At 47.4% G+C, this 24,630-nt stretch carries 24 protein-coding genes; 18 read left to right on the forward strand and 6 right to left on the reverse strand.

Translation table 11 applies throughout. The features are described from left to right. Positions 1-54: 54 nt before the first annotated feature. From PJK55_RS01365 to pheT, 6 genes are all read left to right on the forward strand, one after another. The gene (locus PJK55_RS01365) at positions 55-309 is read left to right on the forward strand and encodes a hypothetical protein (RefSeq protein ID WP_271304558.1); all 255 of its coding nucleotides are present in this window, start codon (positions 55-57) and stop codon (positions 307-309) included. A gap of 24 nt (positions 310-333) precedes the next feature. Beyond that, the gene (locus tag PJK55_RS01370) at positions 334-816 is read left to right on the forward strand and encodes a dUTP diphosphatase (RefSeq protein ID WP_214749310.1); all 483 of its coding nucleotides are present in this window, start codon (positions 334-336) and stop codon (positions 814-816) included. 19 nt (positions 817-835) lie between these two features. Continuing rightward, the gene (locus tag PJK55_RS01375; RefSeq protein ID WP_271304559.1) at positions 836-1,915 is read left to right on the forward strand and encodes a M42 family metallopeptidase; all 1,080 of its coding nucleotides are present in this window, start codon (positions 836-838) and stop codon (positions 1,913-1,915) included. Between the two features lies 1 nt (position 1,916). Then, on the forward strand, positions 1,917-2,663 hold the full coding sequence (locus tag PJK55_RS01380) for a TrmH family RNA methyltransferase (RefSeq protein WP_074033405.1): 747 nt from the start codon (positions 1,917-1,919) through the stop codon (positions 2,661-2,663). Between the two features lie 302 nt (positions 2,664-2,965). After that, a complete protein-coding gene (gene pheS / locus PJK55_RS01385; RefSeq protein WP_224861524.1) occupies positions 2,966-3,988 on the forward strand; it encodes a phenylalanine--tRNA ligase subunit alpha in 1,023 nt (340 codons plus the stop codon). A 12-nt stretch (positions 3,989-4,000) separates the two neighbouring features. Next, positions 4,001-6,376 (forward strand): phenylalanine--tRNA ligase subunit beta, encoded by a 2,376-nt coding sequence (gene pheT / locus PJK55_RS01390; protein ID WP_271304560.1) that lies wholly within the window; start codon positions 4,001-4,003, stop codon positions 6,374-6,376. A gap of 40 nt (positions 6,377-6,416) precedes the next feature. On the opposite strand, the gene PJK55_RS01395 is transcribed toward pheT, so the two are convergent. The 3 genes from PJK55_RS01395 to rnhC form a co-directional block, all read right to left on the reverse strand. After that, positions 6,417-7,439, reverse strand: a complete 1,023-nt coding sequence (locus PJK55_RS01395) for a PTS transporter subunit IIC (protein ID WP_271304561.1) — start codon at positions 7,437-7,439, stop codon at positions 6,417-6,419. A 301-nt stretch (positions 7,440-7,740) separates the two neighbouring features. Continuing rightward, entirely contained in the window at positions 7,741-8,553 is an 813-nt protein-coding gene (locus PJK55_RS01400) for an alpha/beta fold hydrolase (RefSeq protein ID WP_271304562.1), read from the reverse strand. Between the two features lie 71 nt (positions 8,554-8,624). Continuing rightward, on the reverse strand, positions 8,625-9,539 hold the full coding sequence (gene rnhC / locus PJK55_RS01405) for a ribonuclease HIII (RefSeq protein WP_271304563.1): 915 nt from the start codon (positions 9,537-9,539) through the stop codon (positions 8,625-8,627). A 113-nt stretch (positions 9,540-9,652) separates the two neighbouring features. Between rnhC and PJK55_RS01410 the strand changes: the two genes are divergently transcribed. The 3 genes from PJK55_RS01410 to PJK55_RS01420 are packed head-to-tail and all read left to right on the forward strand — an operon-like array spanning position 9,653 to position 12,105. Continuing rightward, a complete protein-coding gene (locus PJK55_RS01410; RefSeq protein WP_271304564.1) occupies positions 9,653-10,060 on the forward strand; it encodes a hypothetical protein in 408 nt (135 codons plus the stop codon). Further along, on the forward strand, positions 10,060-10,581 hold the full coding sequence (locus tag PJK55_RS01415; RefSeq protein ID WP_271304565.1) for an NfeD family protein: 522 nt from the start codon (positions 10,060-10,062) through the stop codon (positions 10,579-10,581). The genes PJK55_RS01410 and PJK55_RS01415 overlap by 1 nt, the downstream gene beginning before the upstream one ends. A gap of 3 nt (positions 10,582-10,584) precedes the next feature. After that, positions 10,585-12,105: a flotillin family protein gene (locus tag PJK55_RS01420; RefSeq protein ID WP_214693180.1), complete on the forward strand. Its 1,521-nt coding sequence runs from the start codon at positions 10,585-10,587 to the stop codon at positions 12,103-12,105. A 52-nt stretch (positions 12,106-12,157) separates the two neighbouring features. On the opposite strand, the gene PJK55_RS01425 is transcribed toward PJK55_RS01420, so the two are convergent. Further along, positions 12,158-12,427 (reverse strand): hypothetical protein, encoded by a 270-nt coding sequence (locus PJK55_RS01425; protein ID WP_271304566.1) that lies wholly within the window; start codon positions 12,425-12,427, stop codon positions 12,158-12,160. Between the two features lie 205 nt (positions 12,428-12,632). Here PJK55_RS01425 and PJK55_RS01430 point away from each other — a divergent pair, with 205 nt between their 5' ends. The 4 genes from PJK55_RS01430 to PJK55_RS01445 all read left to right on the forward strand — a co-directional run bounded on the left by PJK55_RS01430 (position 12,633) and on the right by PJK55_RS01445 (position 18,189). Continuing rightward, positions 12,633-13,601 carry a BMP family lipoprotein gene (locus tag PJK55_RS01430; RefSeq protein ID WP_271304567.1) on the forward strand — a complete coding sequence of 323 codons (969 nt, stop codon included), beginning with the start codon at positions 12,633-12,635 and terminating at the stop codon, positions 13,599-13,601. Continuing rightward, positions 13,601-15,244, forward strand: a complete 1,644-nt coding sequence (locus PJK55_RS01435) for a methyl-accepting chemotaxis protein (RefSeq protein WP_271304568.1) — start codon at positions 13,601-13,603, stop codon at positions 15,242-15,244. The genes PJK55_RS01430 and PJK55_RS01435 overlap by 1 nt, the downstream gene beginning before the upstream one ends. A gap of 250 nt (positions 15,245-15,494) precedes the next feature. Next, a complete protein-coding gene (locus PJK55_RS01440) occupies positions 15,495-16,070 on the forward strand; it encodes a helix-hairpin-helix domain-containing protein (protein WP_214693170.1) in 576 nt (191 codons plus the stop codon). Between the two features lies 1 nt (position 16,071). Then, on the forward strand, positions 16,072-18,189 hold the full coding sequence (locus PJK55_RS01445; RefSeq protein WP_271304569.1) for a DNA internalization-related competence protein ComEC/Rec2: 2,118 nt from the start codon (positions 16,072-16,074) through the stop codon (positions 18,187-18,189). A gap of 61 nt (positions 18,190-18,250) precedes the next feature. Here the strand turns inward: PJK55_RS01445 and PJK55_RS01450 are convergent, their stop codons facing one another. Then, on the reverse strand, positions 18,251-18,415 hold the full coding sequence (locus PJK55_RS01450; protein ID WP_012726678.1) for a YqzM family protein: 165 nt from the start codon (positions 18,413-18,415) through the stop codon (positions 18,251-18,253). A 90-nt stretch (positions 18,416-18,505) separates the two neighbouring features. Between PJK55_RS01450 and holA the strand changes: the two genes are divergently transcribed. Together holA and PJK55_RS01460 are read left to right on the forward strand one after the other, a co-directional pair. Continuing rightward, positions 18,506-19,516, forward strand: a complete 1,011-nt coding sequence (holA, locus tag PJK55_RS01455) for a DNA polymerase III subunit delta (RefSeq protein WP_271305253.1) — start codon at positions 18,506-18,508, stop codon at positions 19,514-19,516. A gap of 9 nt (positions 19,517-19,525) precedes the next feature. Beyond that, on the forward strand, positions 19,526-19,963 hold the full coding sequence (locus PJK55_RS01460) for a GNAT family N-acetyltransferase (protein ID WP_271304570.1): 438 nt from the start codon (positions 19,526-19,528) through the stop codon (positions 19,961-19,963). Between the two features lie 27 nt (positions 19,964-19,990). Here the strand turns inward: PJK55_RS01460 and rpsT are convergent, their stop codons facing one another. Further along, positions 19,991-20,251 carry a 30S ribosomal protein S20 gene (rpsT, locus tag PJK55_RS01465; RefSeq protein WP_012726675.1) on the reverse strand — a complete coding sequence of 87 codons (261 nt, stop codon included), beginning with the start codon at positions 20,249-20,251 and terminating at the stop codon, positions 19,991-19,993. A 219-nt stretch (positions 20,252-20,470) separates the two neighbouring features. Between rpsT and lepA the strand changes: the two genes are divergently transcribed. The 3 genes from lepA (at position 20,471) to PJK55_RS01480 (ending at position 24,620) form a co-directional block, all read left to right on the forward strand. After that, on the forward strand, positions 20,471-22,294 hold the full coding sequence (gene lepA / locus PJK55_RS01470) for a translation elongation factor 4 (RefSeq protein ID WP_214693159.1): 1,824 nt from the start codon (positions 20,471-20,473) through the stop codon (positions 22,292-22,294). A 114-nt stretch (positions 22,295-22,408) separates the two neighbouring features. Beyond that, on the forward strand, positions 22,409-23,479 hold the full coding sequence (gene serC / locus PJK55_RS01475) for a 3-phosphoserine/phosphohydroxythreonine transaminase (RefSeq protein WP_271304571.1): 1,071 nt from the start codon (positions 22,409-22,411) through the stop codon (positions 23,477-23,479). Further along, positions 23,457-24,620, forward strand: a complete 1,164-nt coding sequence (locus PJK55_RS01480; RefSeq protein WP_271304572.1) for a phosphoglycerate dehydrogenase — start codon at positions 23,457-23,459, stop codon at positions 24,618-24,620. The genes serC and PJK55_RS01480 overlap by 23 nt, the downstream gene beginning before the upstream one ends. Positions 24,621-24,630: the final 10 nt, after the last annotated feature.

The following is a 24,630-nucleotide window of genomic DNA, read 5'->3' on the forward strand; positions in this document are numbered from 1 at the left end:
GGCGCTTTCTTTTTTCTTCAGAATTTCTTAGAATTAAGAGAAGGAGGAAAGCGTATGAATCAATCAGTTGTCGCTATCGTTGCCCTTGCGCTGATCGTCTTGAACGTATATACCTATATCCGAGCAAAACGTTATACGCATGGCCAAGGTGATTTCAACGTACTATACGCCTATGCGGGAGGAGCCATCGGTGCCTTGTTCGGTCTCCATTTGACACGAAAAAAGACCGTTCATGCCCCAAAACTGCTCCAATTACAAGTATTGATTTTAGCGGTAGGCTGGTCTTTAATGATTTTAGTACTGCTATAAGTGGAGATAGAGGAGGAACATCCGGTGAACTGGACAACATTGTTTGATCGGCAGCGCGAATTAGACGAGCGGATCAAAGAACAACATGGATTATCCGGCAATCAATTCGATGAACGGTTACTGGCGCTGCTTGTCGAACTCGGTGAACTGGCTAACGAAACACGTAGCTTTAAGTTTTGGTCGAAGAAAGGACCGTCGCCTCAAGATGTGATCTTAGAAGAATATGTAGACGGCATTCATTTCTTACTGTCACTCGGCCTTGCACTTGGGTATGAACGAGACGCGTTTCCTGCGGGGAGCTCATATCTTGATGCGACTGATGCTTTTTTAGATATTTATCGAAAAGTGACGAACTTTGGTCTTTCGAAAACAGAAGCGATGTACGAGACGCTGATGGCAGCGTATCTTGAACTTGGCTATACGCTTGGGTTCAATGAACAACTCATTTTCATGGCGTATATGAACAAAAATGAAGTGAACCATGAGCGACAACAATTAGGCTATTAAGGAAAAGGAGCGGATTGGTATGAATGAATCGTTACATATGTTAAAACGTCTGACAGACGCAACTGGCGTCCCAGGAAATGAAGGTGAAGTCCGTCAATTAATGCGTGAATACCTTGAACCACATGTCGAATCATTTGAACAAGACGGTCTCGGAAGTTTATTTGGTCGAGTGACTGGAAAATCAGAAGGTCCTCGTGTCATGATTGCAGGTCACATGGATGAGGTCGGCTTTATGGTCACGCGTGTGGAAGAAGGTGGTTTCCTACGTTTCCAAGCGCTTGGTGGATGGTGGAACCAAGTCTTATTGGCACAACGGATGGATGTAGTGACGCGTTCTGGTGAAAAAATCCCGGGAGTGATTGGTGCGAAACCACCACATGTCCTTCCCCTTGAAGCACGTAAAAAACCAGTTGAAATCAAAGACATGTTCTTAGATATCGGAGCGACATCAAAAGACGAAGTCGCCGAATGGGGAATTCGTCCGGGTGATACGGTCGTCCCGCATTGTGAATTCACGGTCATGAAAAATGAGAACTTCTTGATGGCGAAAGCTTGGGATAACCGAATCGGTTGTGCCATTGCCATTGAAGCTGCAAAACGCCTGAAAGATGAAGCATTCCCAGGTGTCATCTATACAGGTGCGACGGTACAAGAAGAAGTTGGTTTACGTGGAGCGGTTACAGCAGCTAACTTGGTTCAACCAGATGTGGCGATTGCTGTCGATACAGGAATTCCAAGTGATACGCCAGGAATGACACCAGCAGAAGGGTTGTCAAAACTTGGTGATGGCGTTCAAGTCATCTTCTTTGATGCAACAACCGTGACGAATCCACGTCTCGTCGACCTCATTGTTGAGGTAGCAAAAGAAAACGACATCAAATATCAGCTTGATTTGACACCAGGTGGCGGAACAGACGCAGGACGATTCCATTTGTCTGGGATTGGAATGCCGGCGATTGCGTTGACAGTACCAGTTCGTTATTTACACACGAACGTGTCAATCATTCATAAAGACGACTACGAAGCAGCAATTGAACTCGTTGTCGCATTAACGAAACGCTTAGACCACGAGACGGTCCAATGGTTGAAAGAGGGATAATATGACGAAGATTACGTCTACGAAGAGCGAGACGATTAAACGATTAAAACGATTGATGACGAAAAAAGGACGCCAAGAAACCGGGCAATTCCTTGTAGAGGGAGAGCATTTGGTGGATGAGGCAATCCGAGCAGGTCGTCTCGTACAACTCATCATGGCAGAGTCGTACGTGCCGAAAAAGACGTGGCGCATCGAGGACATGCCGGTGCTCGAGTTATCTGATCATGTCGCTGACCTGTTATCTGAGACAGAAAAGACACAAGGTGTGTTTGCTGTCGTGAAGATGACACCGGTAGAGCGTAAGATGAAGAAAGTCCTCGTATTAGACCGGGTACAGGACCCAGGTAACCTAGGTACGATGATCCGGACGGCAGATGCAGCCGGATTTGATACGGTGCTCCTCGGGAAAGGGACGGTCGATCCGTTCAATGCTAAAGTCGTTCGTGCGACTCAAGGTTCCCTGTTTCACGTGAACGTGACTTCGGTTGACTTGCTTGAAAAACTACCTGAACTGAAAGAAGATGGTTTCCATGTATATGGAACAGCCCTTTCGAAAGCGACATCGTATGAGCAGGTGGCATTTGAAGACAAAGTAGCTTTGGTCATCGGAAATGAAGCACAAGGTGTACATGCCGATGTGTTGGCACTGTGCGACACACGTGTCCATATTCCAGTACTTGGTGAGGCAGAATCGCTCAATGCGGCGGTCGCTGCCGGTATTTTAATGTATCGGATCGCTTTACAATAATCTTGTCAGCGCGTGAAAAACGTGATAGGTTAAACACATCGATGAATAAGATATGACGTTGAAAGAACATAGTAAGCGAATGACCGATTCCGTTCAGGGAGCATGGGCCGTGACTGAAAGCCTAAGCCGGAATCGTCGCTGAATTCACTCTGGAGTCGTGTTGGAGACAACACCGGTTTGGCATCTCGATAACGATGCTCTCAAGTGGGCCAACTATTGGCCAAGTAGGGTGGTACCGCGATGATTCGTCCCTTCAGTCAACGACTGAAGGGACTTTTTTATGTAGAGGAGGAAGTGAACATATGAAAGAGCAATTAGAACAGTTACAAATGGAAGCACTTGAAGAAATCAAACAGGCATCCACACAAAAATCATTAAATGATGTCCGCATCAAATATTTAGGGAAAAAAGGTCCGATGACCGAGGTACTTCGTGGGATGGGTAAGTTATCCGCAGAGGAACGTCCAGTCATTGGTGAATTGGCGAACACGGTCCGCACGTCGATTCAAACGACGCTCGACGCTCGAATCGAAGAAGTGAAGGCAATCGAACTGGAAGAGAAGTTAAAAGCGGAAACGCTCGACGTGACGCTCCCGGGACGTACATCGGCTCCAGGACACAGTCATCTATTGCAACAGATCATCGACGAGATGGAAGATTTATTCGTCGGACTTGGTTACACGATCGCAGAAGGTCCTGAAGTCGAAACGGATTTATACAACTTTGAGATGCTCAACTTGCCAAAAGACCATCCAGCACGTGATATGCAAGACTCGTTCTATATTACCGAGGAAACGTTGCTCCGTACACATACGTCACCTGTACAAGCACGGACGATGTTAGAGGCGAACGGGAAACCGATTCGCATCATTTGCCCAGGAAAAGTATACCGTCGTGATGAAGATGACGCGACGCACTCGCATCAATTCATGCAAATCGAAGGGTTAGTCGTCGATGAGTCGATTTCGATGGCAGACTTAAAAGGGACGCTTGAAGTGTTCGTGAAGCAATTGTTCGGTGAGGCACGTGAAATTCGTCTTCGCCCGAGCTTCTTCCCATTCACGGAACCGTCAGTTGAAGTTGATATTTCATGCTTCAAGTGTGGAGGAAAAGGTTGTAACGTCTGTAAGGGAACCGGCTGGATTGAAATTCTCGGAGGCGGAATGGTACATCCACATGTGTTAGAGATGGCAGGCTATGACTCGTCAAAAGTGTCAGGATTCGCATTCGGAATCGGTGTTGAGCGTATGGCGATGCTCAAACACGGTGTCGATGACATCCGCCACTTCTACACAAACGACTTACGCTTCATCGAGCAATTCTAAGGAGGAAGACAGATGTTACTATCAAAAAAATGGTTGAATCAATATATTGATGTGTCAGATTTGAGCGGAGAAGCACTTGGTGACTTGATCACAAAAAACGGGATTGAAGTGGAAAGTGTCACAAACCGTGCAGAAGGACTTTCCGGGATTGTCGTCGGTCGCGTTCTTTCATGTGAGAAGCATCCAGAAGCGGATAAATTGAACGTGACAAAAGTAGACATCGGGGAATGTGATTCCGTTCAAATCGTTTGTGGCGCACCGAACGTACGCGAAGGTCAACACGTCATCGTGGCGAAAGTTGGCGCACGTTTACCAGGACTAAAGATTAAAAAAGCAAAACTTCGCGGTGTCGAATCTCAAGGAATGATCTGTTCGCTCGAGGAACTCGGATTCGAGAAGAAACAAATTCGAGAAGATGAGCAAGACGGAATTCACACGTTCCGTGAAGATGTCCAAGTTGGAGCGGACGTACTCGATTTACTCGACTTGAACGATGAGGTCATCGAGCTTGGCCTGACGCCGAACCGTTCGGACTGTTTGAGCCTTTATGGAATCATTCATGAAGTGGCGGCAATTCTAGAACGTCCGTACACGTTGCCAGAAGCAGATGTCACATCATCTTCTACGTCTGAAGTATCGATTGAACTCGCTACACCGAACTGCCCGTACTATGCGGCGCGTGAAGTACGAGGAGTCACAATCGCAGAATCTCCTCAATGGCTTAAAAACATCTTGATTGCAGAGGGCGTTCGTCCAATCAATAATATTGTTGATGTGACGAACTACGTGATGCTTGAGATCGGTCAACCGCTCCACGCATTCGATGCGAAAAAACTCGGTCAATCGATTGTGGTCCGCCAGGCTGAGAATGGAGAAGAGATGGTTACACTGGATGATGTGACACGTACGCTCGACGCTTCGATGATGGTCATCACAGATGGTCAGACACCGGTCGCAATCGCAGGTGTCATGGGTGGTGCGAACACTGAAGTGGACGCCTCTACGACAGATATCGTCTTGGAGTCAGCATACTTTGATCCGGCTTCAGTTCGTAAGACGAGCCGTACGCTCGGTCTTCGTTCTGACTCAAGCGCTCGTTTTGAAAAAGGTGTGGACCCGGAACGTGTCATGCTTGCGCTCGACCGTGCCGCTCAATTGATTGTGGAGCTCGGTGGAGGCGAGATTCGGGAAGCGACTGTTTCTGGTGAAAAGGAGTCACGCGCTCGTCAAATCGAAGTCTCGGTCGATTACATCAATAAACGTTTAGGGATGACACTCGATTGTCAAACGATTGAACGTATTCTAGAACGTCTCGGTCTAGCTACAGAAGGCGATGATGTATTGAGTGTTCATATCCCTTCTCGGCGTCCGGACTTAGAGCTGCCAGCTGACATCACGGAAGAGGTTGCGCGTCTATACGGATATGACAGTCTTCCGTCGACGTTACCTGCATCTCAGTCGAAAGGCTATTTACCAACAATCAACGTGTTGCGCAGAAAGACACGCCGCATGTTACAAGGTGTCGGATTATCACAAGCGATCACCTATTCATTAACGAGTGAAGGACATGCGACGCGTTTTGGTGGTCAAGCCGATCAACTCGTCCGTCTAGCGATGCCAATGAGTGAAGAGCGTTCTGTACTTCGCACATCACTCATCCCTGGGTTGTTAGAGGCGGCACGTTATAACACGGCGCGTCAACAATCAAACGTCGCACTCTACGAAACAGGGCGTGTCTATACAGAGCAAGGTGATACGTTACCACGTGAAAAAGAACGGGTGGCGGGAGTTGTCACAGGTCTTTGGATGGATCATCGTTCACAAGGCACTCGGATTCCGGTCGACTACTTTGTCGCGAAAGGGATTGTCGACACGTTGGTTCAAACACTTCGTCTTGATGTCACGTATGAAGCGGTATCGATGCCAGATATGCATCCAGGTCGCACGGCGAACATTTTGATGAACGGTGACGTCATCGGTTATGTTGGACAAGTGCATCCAGGAACGTCAAAAGAAGTCTATGGGATGAAGGAAGTGTATGTATTTGAACTCGACCTATTGGCACTTAGTGGGGAAGAGACACTTCTTTATCAAGACGTGCCACGTTATCCATCGATTTCACGAGATTTGGCACTCGTTTTGTCACGTTCGATTCCGGCTGGAACAGTGGAGCAAACAATCCGTGAAGCGGCAGGTCCACTCTTGATCGATCTCGTCTTGTTTGACGTATACACAGGGGAGAATGTTGGACCAGAAGAGAAGTCGATTGCCTTCTCACTCAAGTTCCAAGACCCGTCACGAACGTTACAAGATGAAGAAGTAACAGCAGCATATGAAACAATCGTCGAAGCAGTCCGTGCAGCACACGGCGCTGAAGTACGAGCGTAAAAATAAGGAGCGTTGTCCGATTTGGACAGCGCTCCTTATTTCATTGGATTTCAAGGGCAAGGTCACCGAACTTCGTCCAACCGACGAGGCTCGTGACACGATAAAGTGCCCAGGTAATGAGTGCAGGAAGAACGACACCTGTCATCGTGAAGATGAGAAACGCGTCCATTCCTTGTACCGCTAAAATTTGAAGCGGGGCAATGAGAGAGTTGAGTCCGAGACCGGCGATTTCATACGGCACTTGTAGTGAGAACATTAACGTGGCAATCGGTGCTGAGATCATCGCGGCAATGAATGGTGGAACGACGATTCGCGGATTTTTGATGATGTTCGGGAACTGCACTTTCGGCGTGACAAAGAAGGAAGCGACCAAACCACCTGGATCGGTTTGACGATACGCCATCAATGTAAATCCGACAAACTGAGCAGAGCAACCAATCAATGCGGCAGCACTGGCGACAGGGTCTAATTGAAGGGCGATGGCGAGTGCGGCCGATGAAGCAGGTGACATGAGCATGACACTGAAGACAAGGGCGATGACGAGAGATGTCGCGATTGGTGACGTTTCAACGGATGCTGTGATTCCTTGGCTGATGGAGTTGATGAGAGGGGTCGTGACTGCCGCTGCGGCTACACCGACGATTCCACCTCCGAGAACAGCTGTTACGGGTACGACCATCATGTCGAACTTTGTTTTTCCGAGAACGCGTTTACCGAGCCATACTGCTGCGGCAGCTGCAATCAATGCACTAATCGGTTGACCTGGAACGAGGACGAGCCCACTTTCGGTCGCTTTTAAAGCAGCACCGCCAATCGTTGCGGCAATCATTGCGCTAAACAAGATGAGCGTGTTCCCACCGAGTTGAAAGGCAACACCGGCTCCTAGTGCTGGTGCCAACAAGGATTTCGCAACTTGCCCGATTTGAATGAGCATCGCGATCCCGGTCAAATTACCAATCGTCTCAATCAATAGACCAACACCGAGCGTGACGAGTACGGCGTTTGCCATCCCTGCTGAAATTTTTACCATTCGATCCATCATATACTGCTTCACTTCCATCATCTCCTCTTTGTCTATGTGCCAATAAAAAAACCTATCCAATTAGGATAGGCGCGGGTTACGTGTGCAGGCGCCTGTCCGATTACCACGGGAACAAGGGCCTGAAAAGTCGTTTTTCAAAAACAAAACGATTTCAGTCCCTCAGTCGAATAATAATCAGCAGGCTATTCATATGTACGGGTTTCAACATCTCAAGCATCTCCTCTTTGTTGGATTTGCTAAAGAATACCACCTATTTTTGTAATAATCAATATTTTCTGAAAATAAACTGAAAAAAATTCAGGATGTATGGTGGCATCCTGAATTAGCTCATTTGAAGAGAGCGTGCTTGAATTTGATCATCGATGAATTTCATCGACAATGAATTAAATTTCTCGGGTTGGTCCACATTCACGACGTGACCAGAGTCTGCAACGATTTCAACATTGGCAGTCGGTTGGTGTTTTGCGGTCCGTTCCACAGCTTCAAGGAACATATAATCTTCATCGCCCATGATATATAAAATCGGGACGGTCGTTTGAATCGAAGTGATTTGATTTAATAATGGATTGATGTTCTCAGTCATCTTAAACCAGCGAATAAATTCGCGTTGACACAAATTCGCAGCGTCACGTACAAACATCATCCGTGATTTTTTATGCCGTTTTTTCGGCAGTAAAATCCATGCGAACAATTTGTATAACCACATATAGGGAACGAAATTTTGAACGAGGCTACCGAGTCGAATGAGAAGCGTTGAACGAACGTTAAACTTGACGATGGCGCCCCCAAGGACGACCGATGCGATCCGGTCTGGATAATGTTCAAACATCGCTTGAATCACAATCGTACCTAAAGAGAGTCCAACCATATGACCTTTTTCGATGCCTAAGTGGTCCATGACCTCGATGACATCTTTTGCGACAACATCGAACGTATAGGCGTTCAATGGTTGTTTGAGCGATTGTTCAGCATCGTATGAACCACCATGTCCACGTAAATCGACGAGCAACACATTATATTTCTTACGGAATGGGCGAAGTTGACGATACCAATGTGACAAACTTCCACCAGCTCCGTGAATGAAGACGACCCAAGGATGGTCATCGCTGATTGTGTAGGTTTTATAATGCAACATGAACGCTATCCTCCAAAAATTTTAAGTTCATTTAACCATAAAATTAGTATATCATATTTGAAATCGAACCTCTACAGACGACGTTCGTTTAAGTTTATTGCTTTTTTCGTGTTGGCAAAATGGACTTTAGCAATCTTTTGTAAATATTCCTGTCCATGAAGTCTGATGATTTGAGCGGCCGCTTGGTCGACTTTTGCCCCTGCCCCTTTCGGAAGGGTCAATCCTGCTTGTTTACTTAGTTTATCCATCTCTTTTAAGAAAAAGGCACGGGCTAAGATGGACGCGGCTGCGACTGCAACGTGTAGTCCTTCCGCTTTTGTTGAAAAGTAGACGTCATCACGGACGACATCGCGCTCTGCCCGTAGGTGTTGATAGTAGACCGACTTTTCCGCAAACTGATCAATCAGGATGGCGTCTGGTTTCTGTTCAAGTTTTTCAAGCAATGCATGAAGTGCAGCATTATGTGCGATGGCGGTCATTTTGCCTTGTGTCATCGTGCGTTGCATCTTGTTATACGTCGGGTTATGCAGTGTCGCTTTTTGATATGGGATGGTTGCGTGTAAATCCCTGGCGATTCGGATGATTTCGGGATCGGATAGCTGTTTTGAGTCTTTGACGCCGAGCTCTTTGACGAGTGCGATCTGGTCGCGTGATACAAAAGCGGACACGACGACGAGCGGTCCGAAATAATCCCCTTTTCCGACTTCATCGCTCCCGACGACAGACCAATTTGAAAAGCCTTCAGGTAGTGTCGTCTTTCGTGGAGACGCTTGTTTTTTCTTGGCAGGGATTCCCCATTTCACTGCCTCGGAATCTGCATCTTTACCTTGAAACATCACTTTACCCGACTGATAAATCGTGACGACAAATCCAGGGGTCTTTGCACTGAAAGTCGCGTAAGGAGGAGGGGTGACTGCATACTTGTGATACATGGTTTTTAGTTTTTCTTGATCAGCAGTTGATAGCTTGATGACTTGGTTGCCCAAAATGAGCACTTCCTTTCTGTCTGGCAAATTCATTTTACATTTTTTTATGAATTTTTGAAACCGATGATGAGGTTTTGTCGTATATGAAAGTGATTAGAGTAAAGTGAGGTGAGATGGACGTGTGGTGGCGCGATGACACGAATCAAGATGAGGTAGAGGAATTGTACAAGCACATTCTCGAACTCGAATCGAGAATTGCCAAGTTAGTGGCTCATCAAGTGAGAGTGCGTCGGCTGCTGATGCAAGATTCTTCTGAGGACGTGACGGATCAGGTGGTTCAGGTTCAAAAGGAAGTTGAACATTTTTTAAACAGGATGCGACTCGAACGTCAAGAGCTTGTCGATGTATATAATCGACGGCGCATTGAACAATCGATTGGTCGAGTTCGGGAAGCGAACGATCTATCCACGTCGTCCTTATCCGAATGGGATAAGATTGAGGATCAGCTCGCCCTTGAAGTCGAGCAACTTCGACGTATGTTATTAATGGAACAGCAACGTCGACAGGAGGAGGGGTGGTAATGGAGGCAATCGATCAACTGTACTGGTGGGTGTTGATCATCGCTGGTTTTGGAACCTTCATCTATATGATGTTCTCTGATGCATTTGACATGTTTGAAGGCTGGTTTAACCCTGCAGTTATTTTATCGTTTTTAGCACTCGGTGCTGGAATCGGACTCATTTTAAACGCATTGGCGCACGTGTCACCGATGATTGGCCTTGCTGTCGCATTGGTCGGGTCGCTCGCTCTAACAACACTTCTCTATTTGTTCGTGTTGTTACCATTATCCAATGCTGAAGAGTCAATTGGATTGACAGATGAAGCGTTGGTCGGACAAGTCGGACGGTTGACGGTACCGATCCCAGAAGGCGGATACGGTGAAGTCATGATTGAGACAGTGACCGGTTCCCTTTTGAAGACAGCTCAAAGTTTGGATGGGACATCGATTTCCACAGATCATCGCGTCATTATCATTGAAGTGAAAAGTAATATCGCCATCGTCATGACATATGACGAACCTACGATTCGAGAGGAGAAATAACTTATGAATACGGCTATTTTAGTCAGCATCATCGTCGGGGTCATCATCCTCGCACTCGTGTTTGTATTCGTTTTGAAATACCGCACGGTCGGACCTGACGAAGCGTTGATTGTAACAGGTAGTTATTTAGGCAAGAAAAATGTACATAGCGACACCTCGGGCAACCGTGTCAAAATCATTCGTGGTGGAGGAACGTTCGTCCTCCCAGTGTTCCAACAAGCAGAACCACTCAGTTTACTTTCTAGCAAGCTAGAGGTCACAACGCCTGAAGTGTATACCGAACAAGGTGTACCGGTCATGGCGGACGGAACGGCCATCATTAAAATCGGCGGGTCCATCAGTGAAATTGCGACAGCCGCAGAACAGTTCCTTGGAAAACCAAAAGTTGAACGAGAAAACGAGGCGAAAGAAGTATTAGAGGGGCATTTGCGATCTATTCTTGGTTCGATGACGGTTGAAGAAATTTACAAAAACCGAGACAAGTTTTCTCAAGAAGTGCAACGTGTCGCCTCTCAAGACTTAGCGAAGATGGGACTTGTCATCGTCTCCTTCACAATCAAAGATGTTCGAGATAAAAATGGTTATTTAGAATCACTCGGTAAACCTCGTATCGCGCAAGTGAAGCGTGATGCCGATATCGCAACAGCGGAAGCGGATAAAGAAACGCGCATCAAACAGGCGGAAGCGATGAAAGATGCGAAAAAAGCAGAGTTAGAACGAGCATCAGAAATCGCAGAAGCAGAGAAAGAGAATCAGCTCCGGATTGCGGCATACCGTCGCGAGCAAGACGTTGCCAAAGCCCGGGCCGACCAAGCGTACGAGCTCGAGGAAGCACGTGCGAAACAAGAAGTGACAGAACAACAGATGCAAGTTCAAATCATCGAGCGTCAAAAGCAAATCGAGCTCGAAGAGAAAGAAATCATGCGTCGTGAAAAGCAGTATGATTCAGAAGTGAAGAAAAAAGCCGATGCGGACCGTTATTCGATCGAACAATCGGCCGCTGCGGATAAAGCACGTCAAATCGCAAGCGCAGATGCCGAAAAATATCGCATCGAAGCACAAGCGAAAGCGGATGCGGAACGTGTACGTTTGGCTGGTCTTGCTGAAGCCGATTCTGAACGCGCGAAAGGTGAAGCGGAAGCTGAAATCATTCGCTTGACGGGTCTTGCTGAAGCGGAAGCGAAAGAGAAAATCGCCGAGGCGTTTGCTCAATATGGGCAGGCAGCGATTCTCGATATGGTCGTCAAAATGCTTCCGGATTATGCGAAGGAAATTGCGGCACCACTTGGCAACATCGATCAAATCACGGTCGTCGACACAGGCGGTGGTCAAAACGGTGGAGCAGGGAAGGTGACGGGATATGCAACGGACCTTATGGCTTCATTGCAACAAACGTTGAAAGCCTCTTCGGGTATCGATATGAAAGACTTGCTCGAGAACTTTGCCGGTAAAGGGAACGTCGCGAAGGCGCCTGCACCGGAGCGAGAGTTAGCGGATACGACGGTCGCTGCATCAAAAGAATAATTGACACGAGCCATAGACATCGTCTATGGCTCTGATTTTTGTACATGATTGACTAGTATGAAATGACTTCAAATGCTTTTAGGACGGAAATAAAATAATACAATGTCGGCACGAACGTGATGAATAGACCGAACCATTTCGTTCGCGGTCTAAACTGTAAAACAAAACCGACCGTCCATAGTACAAACCAAAGCATGAAATACCAACGATATAGAGGGGAATCTGTCTCTGATATACCAGGACCACTCAACCAAATTGACAAGAAGAACACAAACAATCCAGATATGACGTTCCAACTATGTCGAATTATCTTTTCAATCATTCCCTTCATCTTCCCTTCGGATCAGACATCATAGTCATTCTTATATGTATTCAATAATTAGAAAAAATCCCCTTTTATAACGCCTGACATTGTCAGATGTCCCCACATTTTATTCCCACAACTTTAAAAAAAAAATATGGAGAACCGTGTCCTCTCTGTCGATAAAAGAGTTGTCAGACCAATAGAGAGAGGGAGTATGGAATACATGAAGAAAAGCATAATCATCAGTACAATCGCAGCTTGTTCACTGTGGTTGTCAGGTTGTCAGTCGGTCATTGATGACCCGACTGCCGCTGTTGAAGAACGTCAGACGATGGGTGTCGTCCTATCGGATGTTGGTCTCGGGGACCAATCGTTCAGTGATGCGGCGATGCGTGGCATGGGGGAGTTACGTGAGACGGGCGAATGGTTCGTCGACTATCGTGAATTATCAGAGACAGAAACATATCAGGCAGGGTTTGAAGAGTTGGTCAAAGAGGGACATGATGTGATTGTCGGTCTCGGTTTTGCCTGTCAGGAAGATCTTGAGACGGTAGCGGCAGAACATCCGGATCAACAATTTGCCCTCATCGATGGCGTGTCAGCCTTACCGAACGTTTTAAATGTCACGTTTGAAGAAGGAGAAGGTAGTGCGCTCGCGGGTGCGGTAGCCGGTCTTGAGACGGAGACGGATAAAATCGGTTTTATCGGTGGTATGGATATTGAACTCATTCAGAAGTTCGAGGTAGGATTTGAGCGTGGAGCAAAATCCGTAAACGAGGATGTCGAGATGCTCGTTGATTTCTCGAACGACTTCGCCTCACCAGAGCTTGGACGCGAACTAGCAGAGAAACAAATCAAAGAGGGGGCAGACGTCCTCTACGCAGCGGCGGGTCTCACAGGAGTCGGGGTATTGGAGACTGCTGAAAAGTATGGAATTAAGGCAATCGGAGTCGATAGCGATCAATCGATGATTGCACCTGATGCGGTCGTGACTTCAATGTTGAAACAAGTCGATTTGGCAATCGTCGAAATCGCAGGTCGTGTGACGACACAGCCGTTCAACGATCATGTCATCCTTGGTATTGAAGAAGGAGGCGTCGGCTTAGCACCACTTCGTCGCATTCAATGGGATGAGAATGAGACAACTCAGTATGAATCGGTCGAACGTCAACTGAAAGAGGGGACACTATAATGACTTTACGTAAACGGTTTATCTTCTCAACGGTGTTCACCGTCGTCTTGATCGTTCTCATGATGAGTTATGTCTTGTCGACCTTGAACCGTCTGCAGACTTACAATGAACAGTACGGGAGTCAGATGATTGAATTGTCTCAGCTCGAGACGTCACTCTTACAAGAACAGTCGCTCTGGACGTCGCTTGGCGAACAATCGAATCAATCAACACTCGTCCAACTTGAGCGAATCCGTGTATCGAATGCGAAAACGTTTGACGATCTCAAACAAACTTACTTGATTCCAGAGTTTTCGAATCATTTAGAACGTGCCACGATGAAGTATGAGCAGGTGAACGATGACGTCGAGTCTGCATTAGAAGGTGGGATTGGAGCGCGGATTCAAGCTGCCAAGCTCGAAGGGTTGTTAAATGATATCAACACACTGATTGCAAAGAACGGTTCGTTCTACGAGGCGCTTCAAGTAGAGGCGGCGAATGAGACAGAGCGTTTATTATTCATCTCAATCTTGTTGACGATTCTCGTTGTCTTAGCACTCGGCATTTACAACTTCTTTTTCGCGCGTTCCATCACACGTCCGCTCGAGCGCAACGTGAAAGTCGCAGAAGCCATCGCTTCAGGACGTCTGATCACATTGCCAGAGTCGACTCGGAAGGATGAAATCGGGCGACTCGAACGCGCCATGCGCGAGATGACAGCATCTCTCCAAACGGTCATCGGTTCGATTCGTGTGACATCGATGAAAGTGAATGGGATGACCGAAACGGCAGCGTCTGAAAATGAAGCGGTCGTCAGCACGACGTCAAACATCACGAACGCTGTTGATGAAATGGCACATGGTGCGCAGTCCATCGCCAATGAATTGCAGGAGACACTCAGCTCGGTCCATACGATGGCGACTTCGTTTGAGACGAGCTTGAATCAAACGAAACTGACGACAGAAGAGACGTCGGAGATGACACGTGAAGTGGCAGCCGGAATTGAGACGTTGACGGATCAGGAACACATCCTTGATCGCTCAAGCCAACGAAATGAAGTGCTCGTTACGAGAATGGATCATTTTGCTAGACAGACGACGGAAATCGAATCGATGGCGAAGCTCGTGGAAGACGTAGCGGCTCAGACGAATTTACTCGCTTTGAACGCAGCGATTGAAGCGGCTCGTGCAGGTGAAGCAGGACGTGGGTTCGCGGTCGTGGCGAGCGAGGTGAAAAAGTTGGCCGAAGAGAGCAATAAGGCAACCCGCTCGATTTTCAAGGTCGTCGAGACGATTCAACAAGAAGTCGTACGATTGACGGAAACGGTGAACGAATCAAAACGCGAACAAGAAGCACAACTCGAAGCGTTCGGATTGACGAAGGAAGCGTTCAATCGAATCCATGAACGGACAGACCATGTCGCCTCGTTCGTCCGTACAATTGAACAAGAGATGCGCACATCTAGTAGTGAGGTGAACAACGTGTTGCGTCGTGTCGAGGAAGTGTCGGGCGTGACGGAAGAATTGGCAGCCGGGAACGAGGAAGTAGCGGCCTCGATGAAGGAACAACAAGCAAGCTTTGATCAAATCTTTACGTTGATGCAAGAACTAGAAGGACAGGCTGCGGCACTCGCTGACCAAGTCCAGCATTTCGAGGAAGAGTAATGATCCTTATGCAGAAGGACCGAAGACCATCGTTGGTTTTCGGTTTTTTTTGCTGTTTCGAATGTTTGGGCCCCTTCTTCTGTTGTCGCAAGGAAATGAGCGATTATCTTTCAGATTGTATGAGGGTCGAGTACGTAGCAGGTAAGCAAACGACTCCGTTGAGAGTGAATTAAGACCTGGAACGGGACAAGTGTAGTCACGTTAGATTCGTCATACTAGATACAATAGTCGAAACAGGGGGAGAATCGTCTTGGAAAAGTGGAAGCAGGTCATCATTGGTGTTGTCGTCGTCCTGTTTTTAGGTGTTGGTTATTTATTTTATAGTAAAGAACCAGAAGAACGTGTCGTCGATGAATTCGTCGTAGAATCAGAAGAAGTAGTTCCGGATGAGACCGTAGAGCGATTAGAAATCGTCGTCTATGTCACAGGCGCGGTCGAGTCTCCGAACGTCTATACCGTGCCAGAAGGTGCTAGAGTCGGGGATGTTCTCTCGTTGGCCGTATTAACAGATGAAGCCGACCCGGAACAATTGAACTTGGCACAACTGCTCGTGGACGGTGTAAAAATCATCGTACCCAAAAAAGGAGAAGCGCCGATTGCACAAGAGGTACCTAGCACAGAGTTAGAAGCAAATGGGGTACACGTGAATAGTGCCACGAAAGACGAGTTGATGTCGGTCCCTGGTATTGGTCCTGCAAAAGCAGACGCGATTTTGAACCACCTGAAAGAGAATGGTCCCTTTAAAACATACGAGGACTTAGGTGATGTGAAAGGATTTGGGGAGAAAACATTAGAAAGTATGAAACCTTACTTATTGGTACCATGAGATGCCGTTATTTCCACTATTTGCGATAGTGATGGTGACCGGATTGACTGAAGGAATCTACCCCGTCACAATCGTTTCCGGTGTGTTATATGTCGCGTCTCGAGGCGGACAACATCTATATGCGAAACTCGGTGTCATTTTCCTCATCCTGATTGCATGGCTAAATGCCGAGCCAGCAGAATGGACACCGACAGACACAGTCGTGTTCTCGATTGAGAGTCGTAAAGAGAACGGGAAGACGGCCCGATTATATGGGAACGTGGGGACTCATCAAGGTGTGTTGCGGGGGAGGGAGCTCACGATTGGTAGACCTGGTGAGACGTGTCTCGTAGAAATGGAACAAGAATCGTTTCAGCCGTTAAGGAACATCGGGGGATTTGACGAAGAAAAATGGGCGGCTAGCGCGGACTTATCTTTTAAAGGAAAAATCAAGCGAATCGACGAGTGCCATCCGACAGCGGGGATGGACGGTTGGATGTTGAGGTGGAAAGAGAGACGTCTTCAACAGATTGAACAACAATATCGCGCCGATGTCGCACTATACATAGAGGCCTTACTGTTCGGTGAGAGCCGGATGCTCGATGAACAGACTTCTTTCTCATATCGAGTGACAGGTCTCCTACATCTTCTCGTCATCTCAGGTTCGCATATCGCCATGCTGATCGTCGCCCTTCGAGCAATGTTTCGACCAATCCCAATTCGACGAGAGACGAAGACGATTTTGATTCTATTGACGATTACGGCGTTCGGGTGGCTAACCGGCTTTTCACCACCGGTCGCACGAGCTGTCCTCGTGGCAGATGTGTTGCTCATCCTTTCTTTATTTGGTGTATCGGTAAGGGACCCGATTCGTCTTTTAAGTTGGTGCGCAGCTGCTATGCTTGCCTTTCAACCTCACCTTCTCTCAAACTTAGGGTTTCAGTTAACGGTCGGGATGACGTTCTTCTTGTTGGTCTCGAGACAAATGTGGACCGGGTTGTTGGAGTTGTCCGTGTTTGCCCAATTATTTGGATTATTTGTCCTTTGGCAAGTTCAACCGATTCTATCCGTTGCTGCACCCCTTTTCAATATCATCATGGCGTTTTGCATATCGTGGGTGATGATGCCGCTCGCACTGATTGTTTGGGTCGTTCCTGAAATTGCACCGATATTCATGGTGATCCTAGACGCCATTAACGGAATATTTTCCATGCATGATATGAATCGACCATGGCTACCGTTGCATGAACTGACATTTCCGCAGCAAGTCGCTTTGTGGATTGGGATTTGGGGAAGTTTACTTCTCGTCCAACGAAAGCGATGGTTCGGATGGTGTATGGCCATGTTGACGTGTATCCTCGTTGCCGGTTGGGCCGAATGGACAGAGTCTCCACGGGTGACATTTTTAGATGTCGGTCAAGGCGATGCGATTGTTATAGAGTCAGGGGACACAATCGGTGTGATTGATGTCGGCGGCGTCTTTCAGGATCCCAACGAGCAAAAACGGACAATATATGACCCGGGAGCGGACGTTGTGGCTCCATATATATGGAAGCGAGGGGAGCGTGCACTTGATTTTGTTCTCTTGACGCATGCGGACCATGACCACATCGGTGGCTTAGAAGGATTGTTGATGCTCGTGCATGTAAAGGAGATTTGGTTATCGAAAGAAGTGGCGAATGCTGAGAAGCGTGAGGAGATTCTTCAGTTGGCGGTAAAATATGGGGCATCCGTTCGCTATCTCGAGGCAGGAGATCGACCGATGTCTTGGATGTGGATTGTCGCACCGACTCAAGTGCATGAAGATGAAAATGATCATTCGATCTGCCTCTATATGAACGTAGGTGGCATGCGGTATTTATTGACAGGGGATTTGCCTATAGAAGAAGAGACTAACTTACCGACGATTGATGTCGACGTGTTTAAGTTAGGGCATCATGGATCGAATACGTCGTCAGGGGAAGAGTTGCTCGAGCGAATCGATCCGGAATGGGTGATTGCGAGCGTCGGAGCGAACAATCGTTATGGCCACCCACATCAGGAGACGTTAGACCGGATTGTCGGACGTCGCTTGTTGCGAACGGATCTCGATGGGATGATCATCTGTGAAAAAAGAATGTGTCGGGGGATCATCGACTAGCACGTGAATAAATATGATACACTAAAAAACGATTGCTCCCCCGGGGCAATCGTTTGAAAACTTATAGGCTTAAGAACTTGATGATGACACCGATGAAGAAAATCGTGAAGAAAAAGCCAAATGGGACGATGAAGCCGATCGCAGAGTCGATCGCGTCATTACGTTTGCATTGAACATCATTTTCAAACGGGTTTTCACTCGGTGGGCGTACAGAGTTGATTTGCATATTAGGTCCCTCCTTATCATACTTCCTTTATAAGTATAGCGAATCATGCGAAGATAATCTATGTTTAGATGAGAATAAATTGTGAAAGTGGTGTGTGTTTTGAATGAACCGTGGTTACATAATGGTAAACTAGCGAGCGTCTATGTTCTCCATGGAACTGAAAAGTATTTATTAGAGAATTGGGAACGTGGAATCGTGAAGGCGGCCAACCCATCCGGTGATCAATTTGATGTCATGCAACTCGATCTCCAAGAGACGTCATTAGATACTGCGCTCGATGAAGCGGAAACGGTCCCTTTTTTCAGTGAATTTCGGACAGTCATCGTCAAGAATGCCCAATTTTTGACGGGAGCGAAAGAAAAGCAAAAGCATAACGTCGACCGTCTCGCCGAATATGTCGTTCAGCCCGCGACTTACTCGGTCCTCGTCCTCGTTGTCGAGTCAGAAAAACTCGATGAACGAAAAAAAATCGTAAAACGATTGAAAGAACGGGCTATCGTACTCGAAGCGAAAAAGCCGAGCCAAGCAGAATTGATGCGTTATGTGAATGATACGCTTAGTCAGGAACAACAAAAAATGGAGCGTGCGACCATGGAGCGACTGTTGTTCTTATGTCAGGATGACTGGGGAAAATTAGTCCGAGAATTAGAAAAGCTACAGTTATACGCTGGAACAGGAGCGATGATTCCGATTGACATCGTGAATGATTTGGTGCCACGTACGCTAGAGGATAATGTGTTTCAGCTGTCCGAGCTCCTCGTCAAACGACGCGCAGATGCGGCACTCCGGTTAGTACGTGACTTAGAGAAGCAGGGACAGGAATTAATTGGACTTCTCGGGTTGTTAGCAAGGCAATACCGAAACATGTATTTATCAAAGCAGTTGACAGAAGCGGGGTACGGAGAAAAACAAATCGCTTCAAAAATTGGTGCTCATCCATATACCGTCAAACTAGCAACACAAGCGAGTCGTAATTTTTCAGAAGCGCAGCTCGCGCAAGCATTGACGTTGATTGCAGATGCGGATGAAGCGATGAAAACAGGTCGTGGCGATAAACAAATCGTATTCGATACACTCGTTTGTCAACTGGCCTTACTGTGAGGTGAGAAGATGGGATTGGAACAAGTATCACTACAAGATGTGATTCCGCTTCGGCATATTGTACTCAGACCAGGTAAAGGGATTGAGACTTGTTATTTTGAAGGGGATGAGGCGTCGACGACACGTCATTTTGCTTGGGTCGAAAGAGACCACGTGCAATCGATCGCGACTGTCATGTTGTCATCAAGAGAAATTGAAGGCGTGTTTGTGCCGTATCAACTTCGGGGAATGGCGACGGATCCGGATCTAGCCGGACAAGGAATCGGGTCGCATTTCTTACAGGCATTGCATGAAGAGTTAGATAGCTCGTGGTGGTGTAACGCCCGAGAGGTGGCCGTTCGCTTCTACGAACGGAACGGTCTCGAGCGAATTGGTGAACCGTTCGATATTCCTGGAATTGGTCCTCACTATGTCATGGTATACAAAAAAACAGCCGGCTCCGAGTAGGAGGCGGCTGTTTCGTTTGGTCTCTAATTAGAGAGCAGCGATACGAGCTGCGAGGCGTGATTTATCACGACCTGCTTTGTTTTTGTGGATAAGGCCTTTTGATGCAGCCTTGTCGAGCTTCTTCGTAGCGAGGACGAAAGCTTCTTGAGCAGCTTCTTTGTTTCCTTCGAGTACGAGAGCATCAACACGTTTTACTGCTGTACGCATTGCCGCTTTCTCTTGAGAGTTCGCAACACGACGTTTTTCAGAAGTTTTTGCACGTTTGATTGCTGATTTGATGTTTGCCATTGTTTGTCACCTCCTGAAACAAGAAAGTGTATGTTCTTATTACTTCAAGTAATCATTCAACAGAACAAGCACAATTGTAGCAAACGGTTATATGAAAAGCAACCACTTGATGATTATTCTGAAAACTATATGTGGTATTGTTGTAGTAGGTCGTACACATTACTTTAGGATTTTGATATAATGACACGGTATGCATGAGAAGGATAGGTGAACCCATATATGAATAAACAAGAATTAGAGAATCGTCAGAAGAAGATTCGTAACTTTTCGATTATCGCTCACATCGATCATGGAAAGTCGACACTCGCTGACCGGATTCTTGAGAAAACTGGTGCACTCACGGCTCGTGAGATGAAAGAGCAGACGCTTGACGCGATGGATTTAGAGCGTGAGCGTGGGATTACAATTAAATTGAACGCTGTTAAATTGAACTATACGGCAAAAGACGGAGAAGAGTATATTCTTCACTTGATTGACACGCCAGGACACGTCGACTTCACGTATGAAGTGTCGCGTTCGCTTGCGGCATGTGAAGGTGCAATTCTCGTCGTCGACGCGGCACAAGGAATTGAAGCGCAGACTCTTGCGAACGTTTACTTAGCACTCGATAACGACCTCGAAATTATTCCGGTCATCAATAAAATCGATTTGCCGTCAGCGGATGTCGATCGCGTGCGTCAAGAGATTGAAGACGTCATCGGTCTCGACGCGAGCGATGCGGTCCCGACTTCTGCCAAGGCGGGGATTGGAATCGAAGAGATTCTCGAGCAAATCGTCGAACTTGTTCCACCTCCGACAGGTGATCCGTCAGAACCGTTACAAGCCTTGATCTTCGACTCGTACTATGATGCCTACCGTGGTGTCGTCGCATCGATTCGAATCGTCAACGGTTCGGTCAAAGTAGGAGATAAAGTTCAGATGATGGCTACCGGGAAGACGTTCGAAGTAACGGACCTCGGTGTATCGACACCGAAGCCTGTCTCGGTCAAAGAATTGAACGTCGGTGATGTAGGAACACTTTCTGCATCAATCAAAACAGTCGGAGATGTTCGTGTCGGGGATACGATCACACTTGCGAAAAATCCTGCCACGAGTCAGCTTCCGGGTTACCGTAAAATGAACCCGATGGTGTACTGTGGATTGTATCCGATCGATGCAGCCAACTACAACGATCTTCGTGAGGCACTCGAAAAGCTTCAACTTTCTGATGCCGCGCTCGAGTTTGAACCTGAGACGTCACAGGCACTCGGATTCGGTTTCCGTTGTGGATTCCTAGGGATGCTTCACATGGAAATCATCCAAGAACGGATTGAGCGTGAGTTCGGGATCGACTTGATCACGACGGCACCATCGGTTATCTATCACGTGACGACAACTTCAGGAGAAGTCGTCCACGTTGATAACCCATCAAAGATGCCGGAACAACAAAAAGTGGAATCGATTGAAGAACCTTACGTCAAAGCGGCCGTCATGACACCGAACGATTATGTCGGGGCCATCATGGAGCTTTGCCAGAAGAAACGTGGGACGTTCATCGATATGCAGTATATCGACACGACACGCGTCAAAATCACGTATGAGATCCCACTGAGTGAAATCGTCTATGACTTCTTCGATCAATTGAAGTCGAGCACGAAAGGGTATGCGTCTCTCGATTATGAGTTGATCGGCTATCGTCAATCACGTCTCGTGAAGATGGACATCTTGCTCAACAACGAAGTGGTCGATGCACTCAGCTTCATCGTCCACCGTGACTTTGCGTATGAGCGCGGAAAAGTGATCGTCGAGAAGTTGAAAGCACTCATCCCACGGATGCAGTTCGAAGTCCCGGTACAAGCTGCCGTCGGAACAAAAATCGTCGCACGTTCGACAATCAAAGCACTTCGTAAAAACGTTTTGGCTAAATGTTATGGGGGAGACATCTCGCGTAAGCGGAAACTCCTTGAGAAACAAAAAGAAGGTAAGAAGCGCATGAAGATGGTCGGGTCTGTCGAAGTCCCGCAAGAAGCGTTCATGTCCGTTCTATCGATGGACGAAGAATAATTGGATTGAATCACCCTGATGTTCGAATCGGGGTGATTTTTTTGTTTAGGCAGGAAATGGCACTTCGTTTAAGGAAGAGTACACCCTTAGACAGACAAAAGAGGAGGAAACACCGTGTCGACGTATACATACTCTGCGGGTCCCGGCATGCTACCAAAAGAAGTGATGCAAGAGATTCAACAACATCTGCTGACATTCGAATATGAAGGGGTCTCGATCATCGAAACGAGTCATCGTTCAGAGTCATTCCAACAAGTGGTCGACTCGCTCGAGGCAAGGCTCAGAAGACTCATGCATATTCCTGAGAACTATGCCGTTCTTTGGTTGCAAGGTGGGGCGACACTGCAATTTTCCATGATCCCGATGAATTTACGGAATCGAAATCGATTCGCCTATGTCGATACAGGGATTTGGTCTAAAAAAGCGATGGAAGATGCCAAGCACTTCGGACAGGTCGACGTCATCCATCCACTCATAGATGAGGCGGGTGGGATGTCATTTGAACCGAGACTCGCTCAAGATGTCGACTATCTTCACGTGACGTTGAACAATACGATTGAAGGAACCCGATTTACGACTATACCCGAAACGGATGCTCCGCTCATTGCGGATGCCTCTTCGAACATTCTTGCCGAGCAGATTGACGTTGAGCGCTTCGGGATGATCTATGCTGGTGCCCAGAAAAATATTGGTCCAGCAGGACTGACGGTCGTCATCATACGCCGCGACTTGATTCAGTCGATGGAGCTGCCAAGTTATCTTCAATACGCGTCTCATGTCGATACGTTATTCAATACGCCGTCGACGTTCAGTATGTATGCGGCCGAACGTGTCCTCAAGTGGGTCGAAGATCAAGGAGGTGTCGAGGCGATGGAGCAACTGAATCGTGAAAAAAGCGATACGGTCTATTCGTTCCTTGAACAATCGAATGTATTTTCTTCTCTCGTGTCGGGAGAACGCCGCTCCTTAACGAACATCCCGTTCACGACGGGTGACCGTAATCGAGACAAGGGCTTTCAACAATTTGCCCTTGAACGCGGATTACTCGAACTCGGCGGTCATCGTTCCGTCGGTGGTCTGAGGGCGAGTCTTTATAACGCGATGCCAAAAGAAGGTGCTGTGCGCCTTGTCGACGTCATGAGAGCATTTGAGGAGGAGAACAATGTATCACATCAAAACATTTAACCAAATCGCTACAGCGGGTCTTAAACGATTTGAGCCGAATGAATATATCATCAATGCTTCAGAACAGGCCGATGCTTGGGTACTGAGAAGTCATAACGTGCACGATGAAGCAATTCCGCCCCATCTGCTCGCCATTGCAAGGGCAGGTGCCGGAGTCAACAATCTCCCGCTTGATCAACTGGCGAAACAAGGAGTCGTGGCGTTTCATACTCCGGGTGCGAATGCGAATGCGGTAAAAGAACTCGTCCTTGCCAGCATGATCCTCTCGGTCAGACCGATCGTAAAAGGTTTCAACTGGGTAAATGAACAGGCGACCGAGTCACAATCTCAGTTGGAAGAAGCGATGGAGCAACAGAAACGGCAGTTCCTCGGAGCGGAGTTACGTGGGAAAAAAGTGGGGATCATCGGCCTTGGGGCCATCGGGGCTTCACTTGCCAATGACCTTCTCCAACTCGGGGTCGATGTCATCGGATATGATCCTCATCTCTCGGTTGATGCCGCTTGGAATATTTCAAAACACGTCACACGCGCCAAGCATTTGAGTGAGGTTCTAGGGTCCGTTGATCTCTTGTCGATTCATATGCCGCTGACGAAAGAGACGCGCTTCAGTATCGACCGGAGTTGGTTCGAGCGGATGAAGCCAGGGATGACCGTTTTGAATTTCGCACGTGGGGAGCTTGTGAAGGATGCTGATTTAGTTGAAGCATTCCATCATCATGTCGGGCTATATATCACCGACTTCCCTCGACACTCGCTCATCGGACATCCTCAAGTGATGGCATTGCCTCATCTCGGTGCCTCGACAAAGGAATCAGAAGTCAACTGTGCCATTCAAGCCGTCGAGACGCTCAAATTATATCTGGAGACCGGTAACATCCGTTCGTCCGCCAACTTCCCAAATGCGGAACTTCCGTATACCGGCAAACGTCGCCTCGCGATTTTGCATCAAAATGTGCCGAACATGGTCGGACAAATTACGGGAGAGCTCGCCTCACATGGATTGAACATCGATAACATGATCAACCGTAGCCGAGGCGAGATGGCCTATACATTGATTGATTTAGACAACAATGAACATGAACCGTTATCGATTCATGCACTGTATGACATCAAGGGCGTCATTCGCGTCCGAGAATTTTAAGGAGGATCCT

Source organism: Exiguobacterium sp. MMG028 (assembly GCF_027947425.1).
In the GTDB taxonomy this organism is placed as follows: domain Bacteria; phylum Bacillota; class Bacilli; order Exiguobacteriales; family Exiguobacteriaceae; genus Exiguobacterium; species Exiguobacterium aestuarii_A.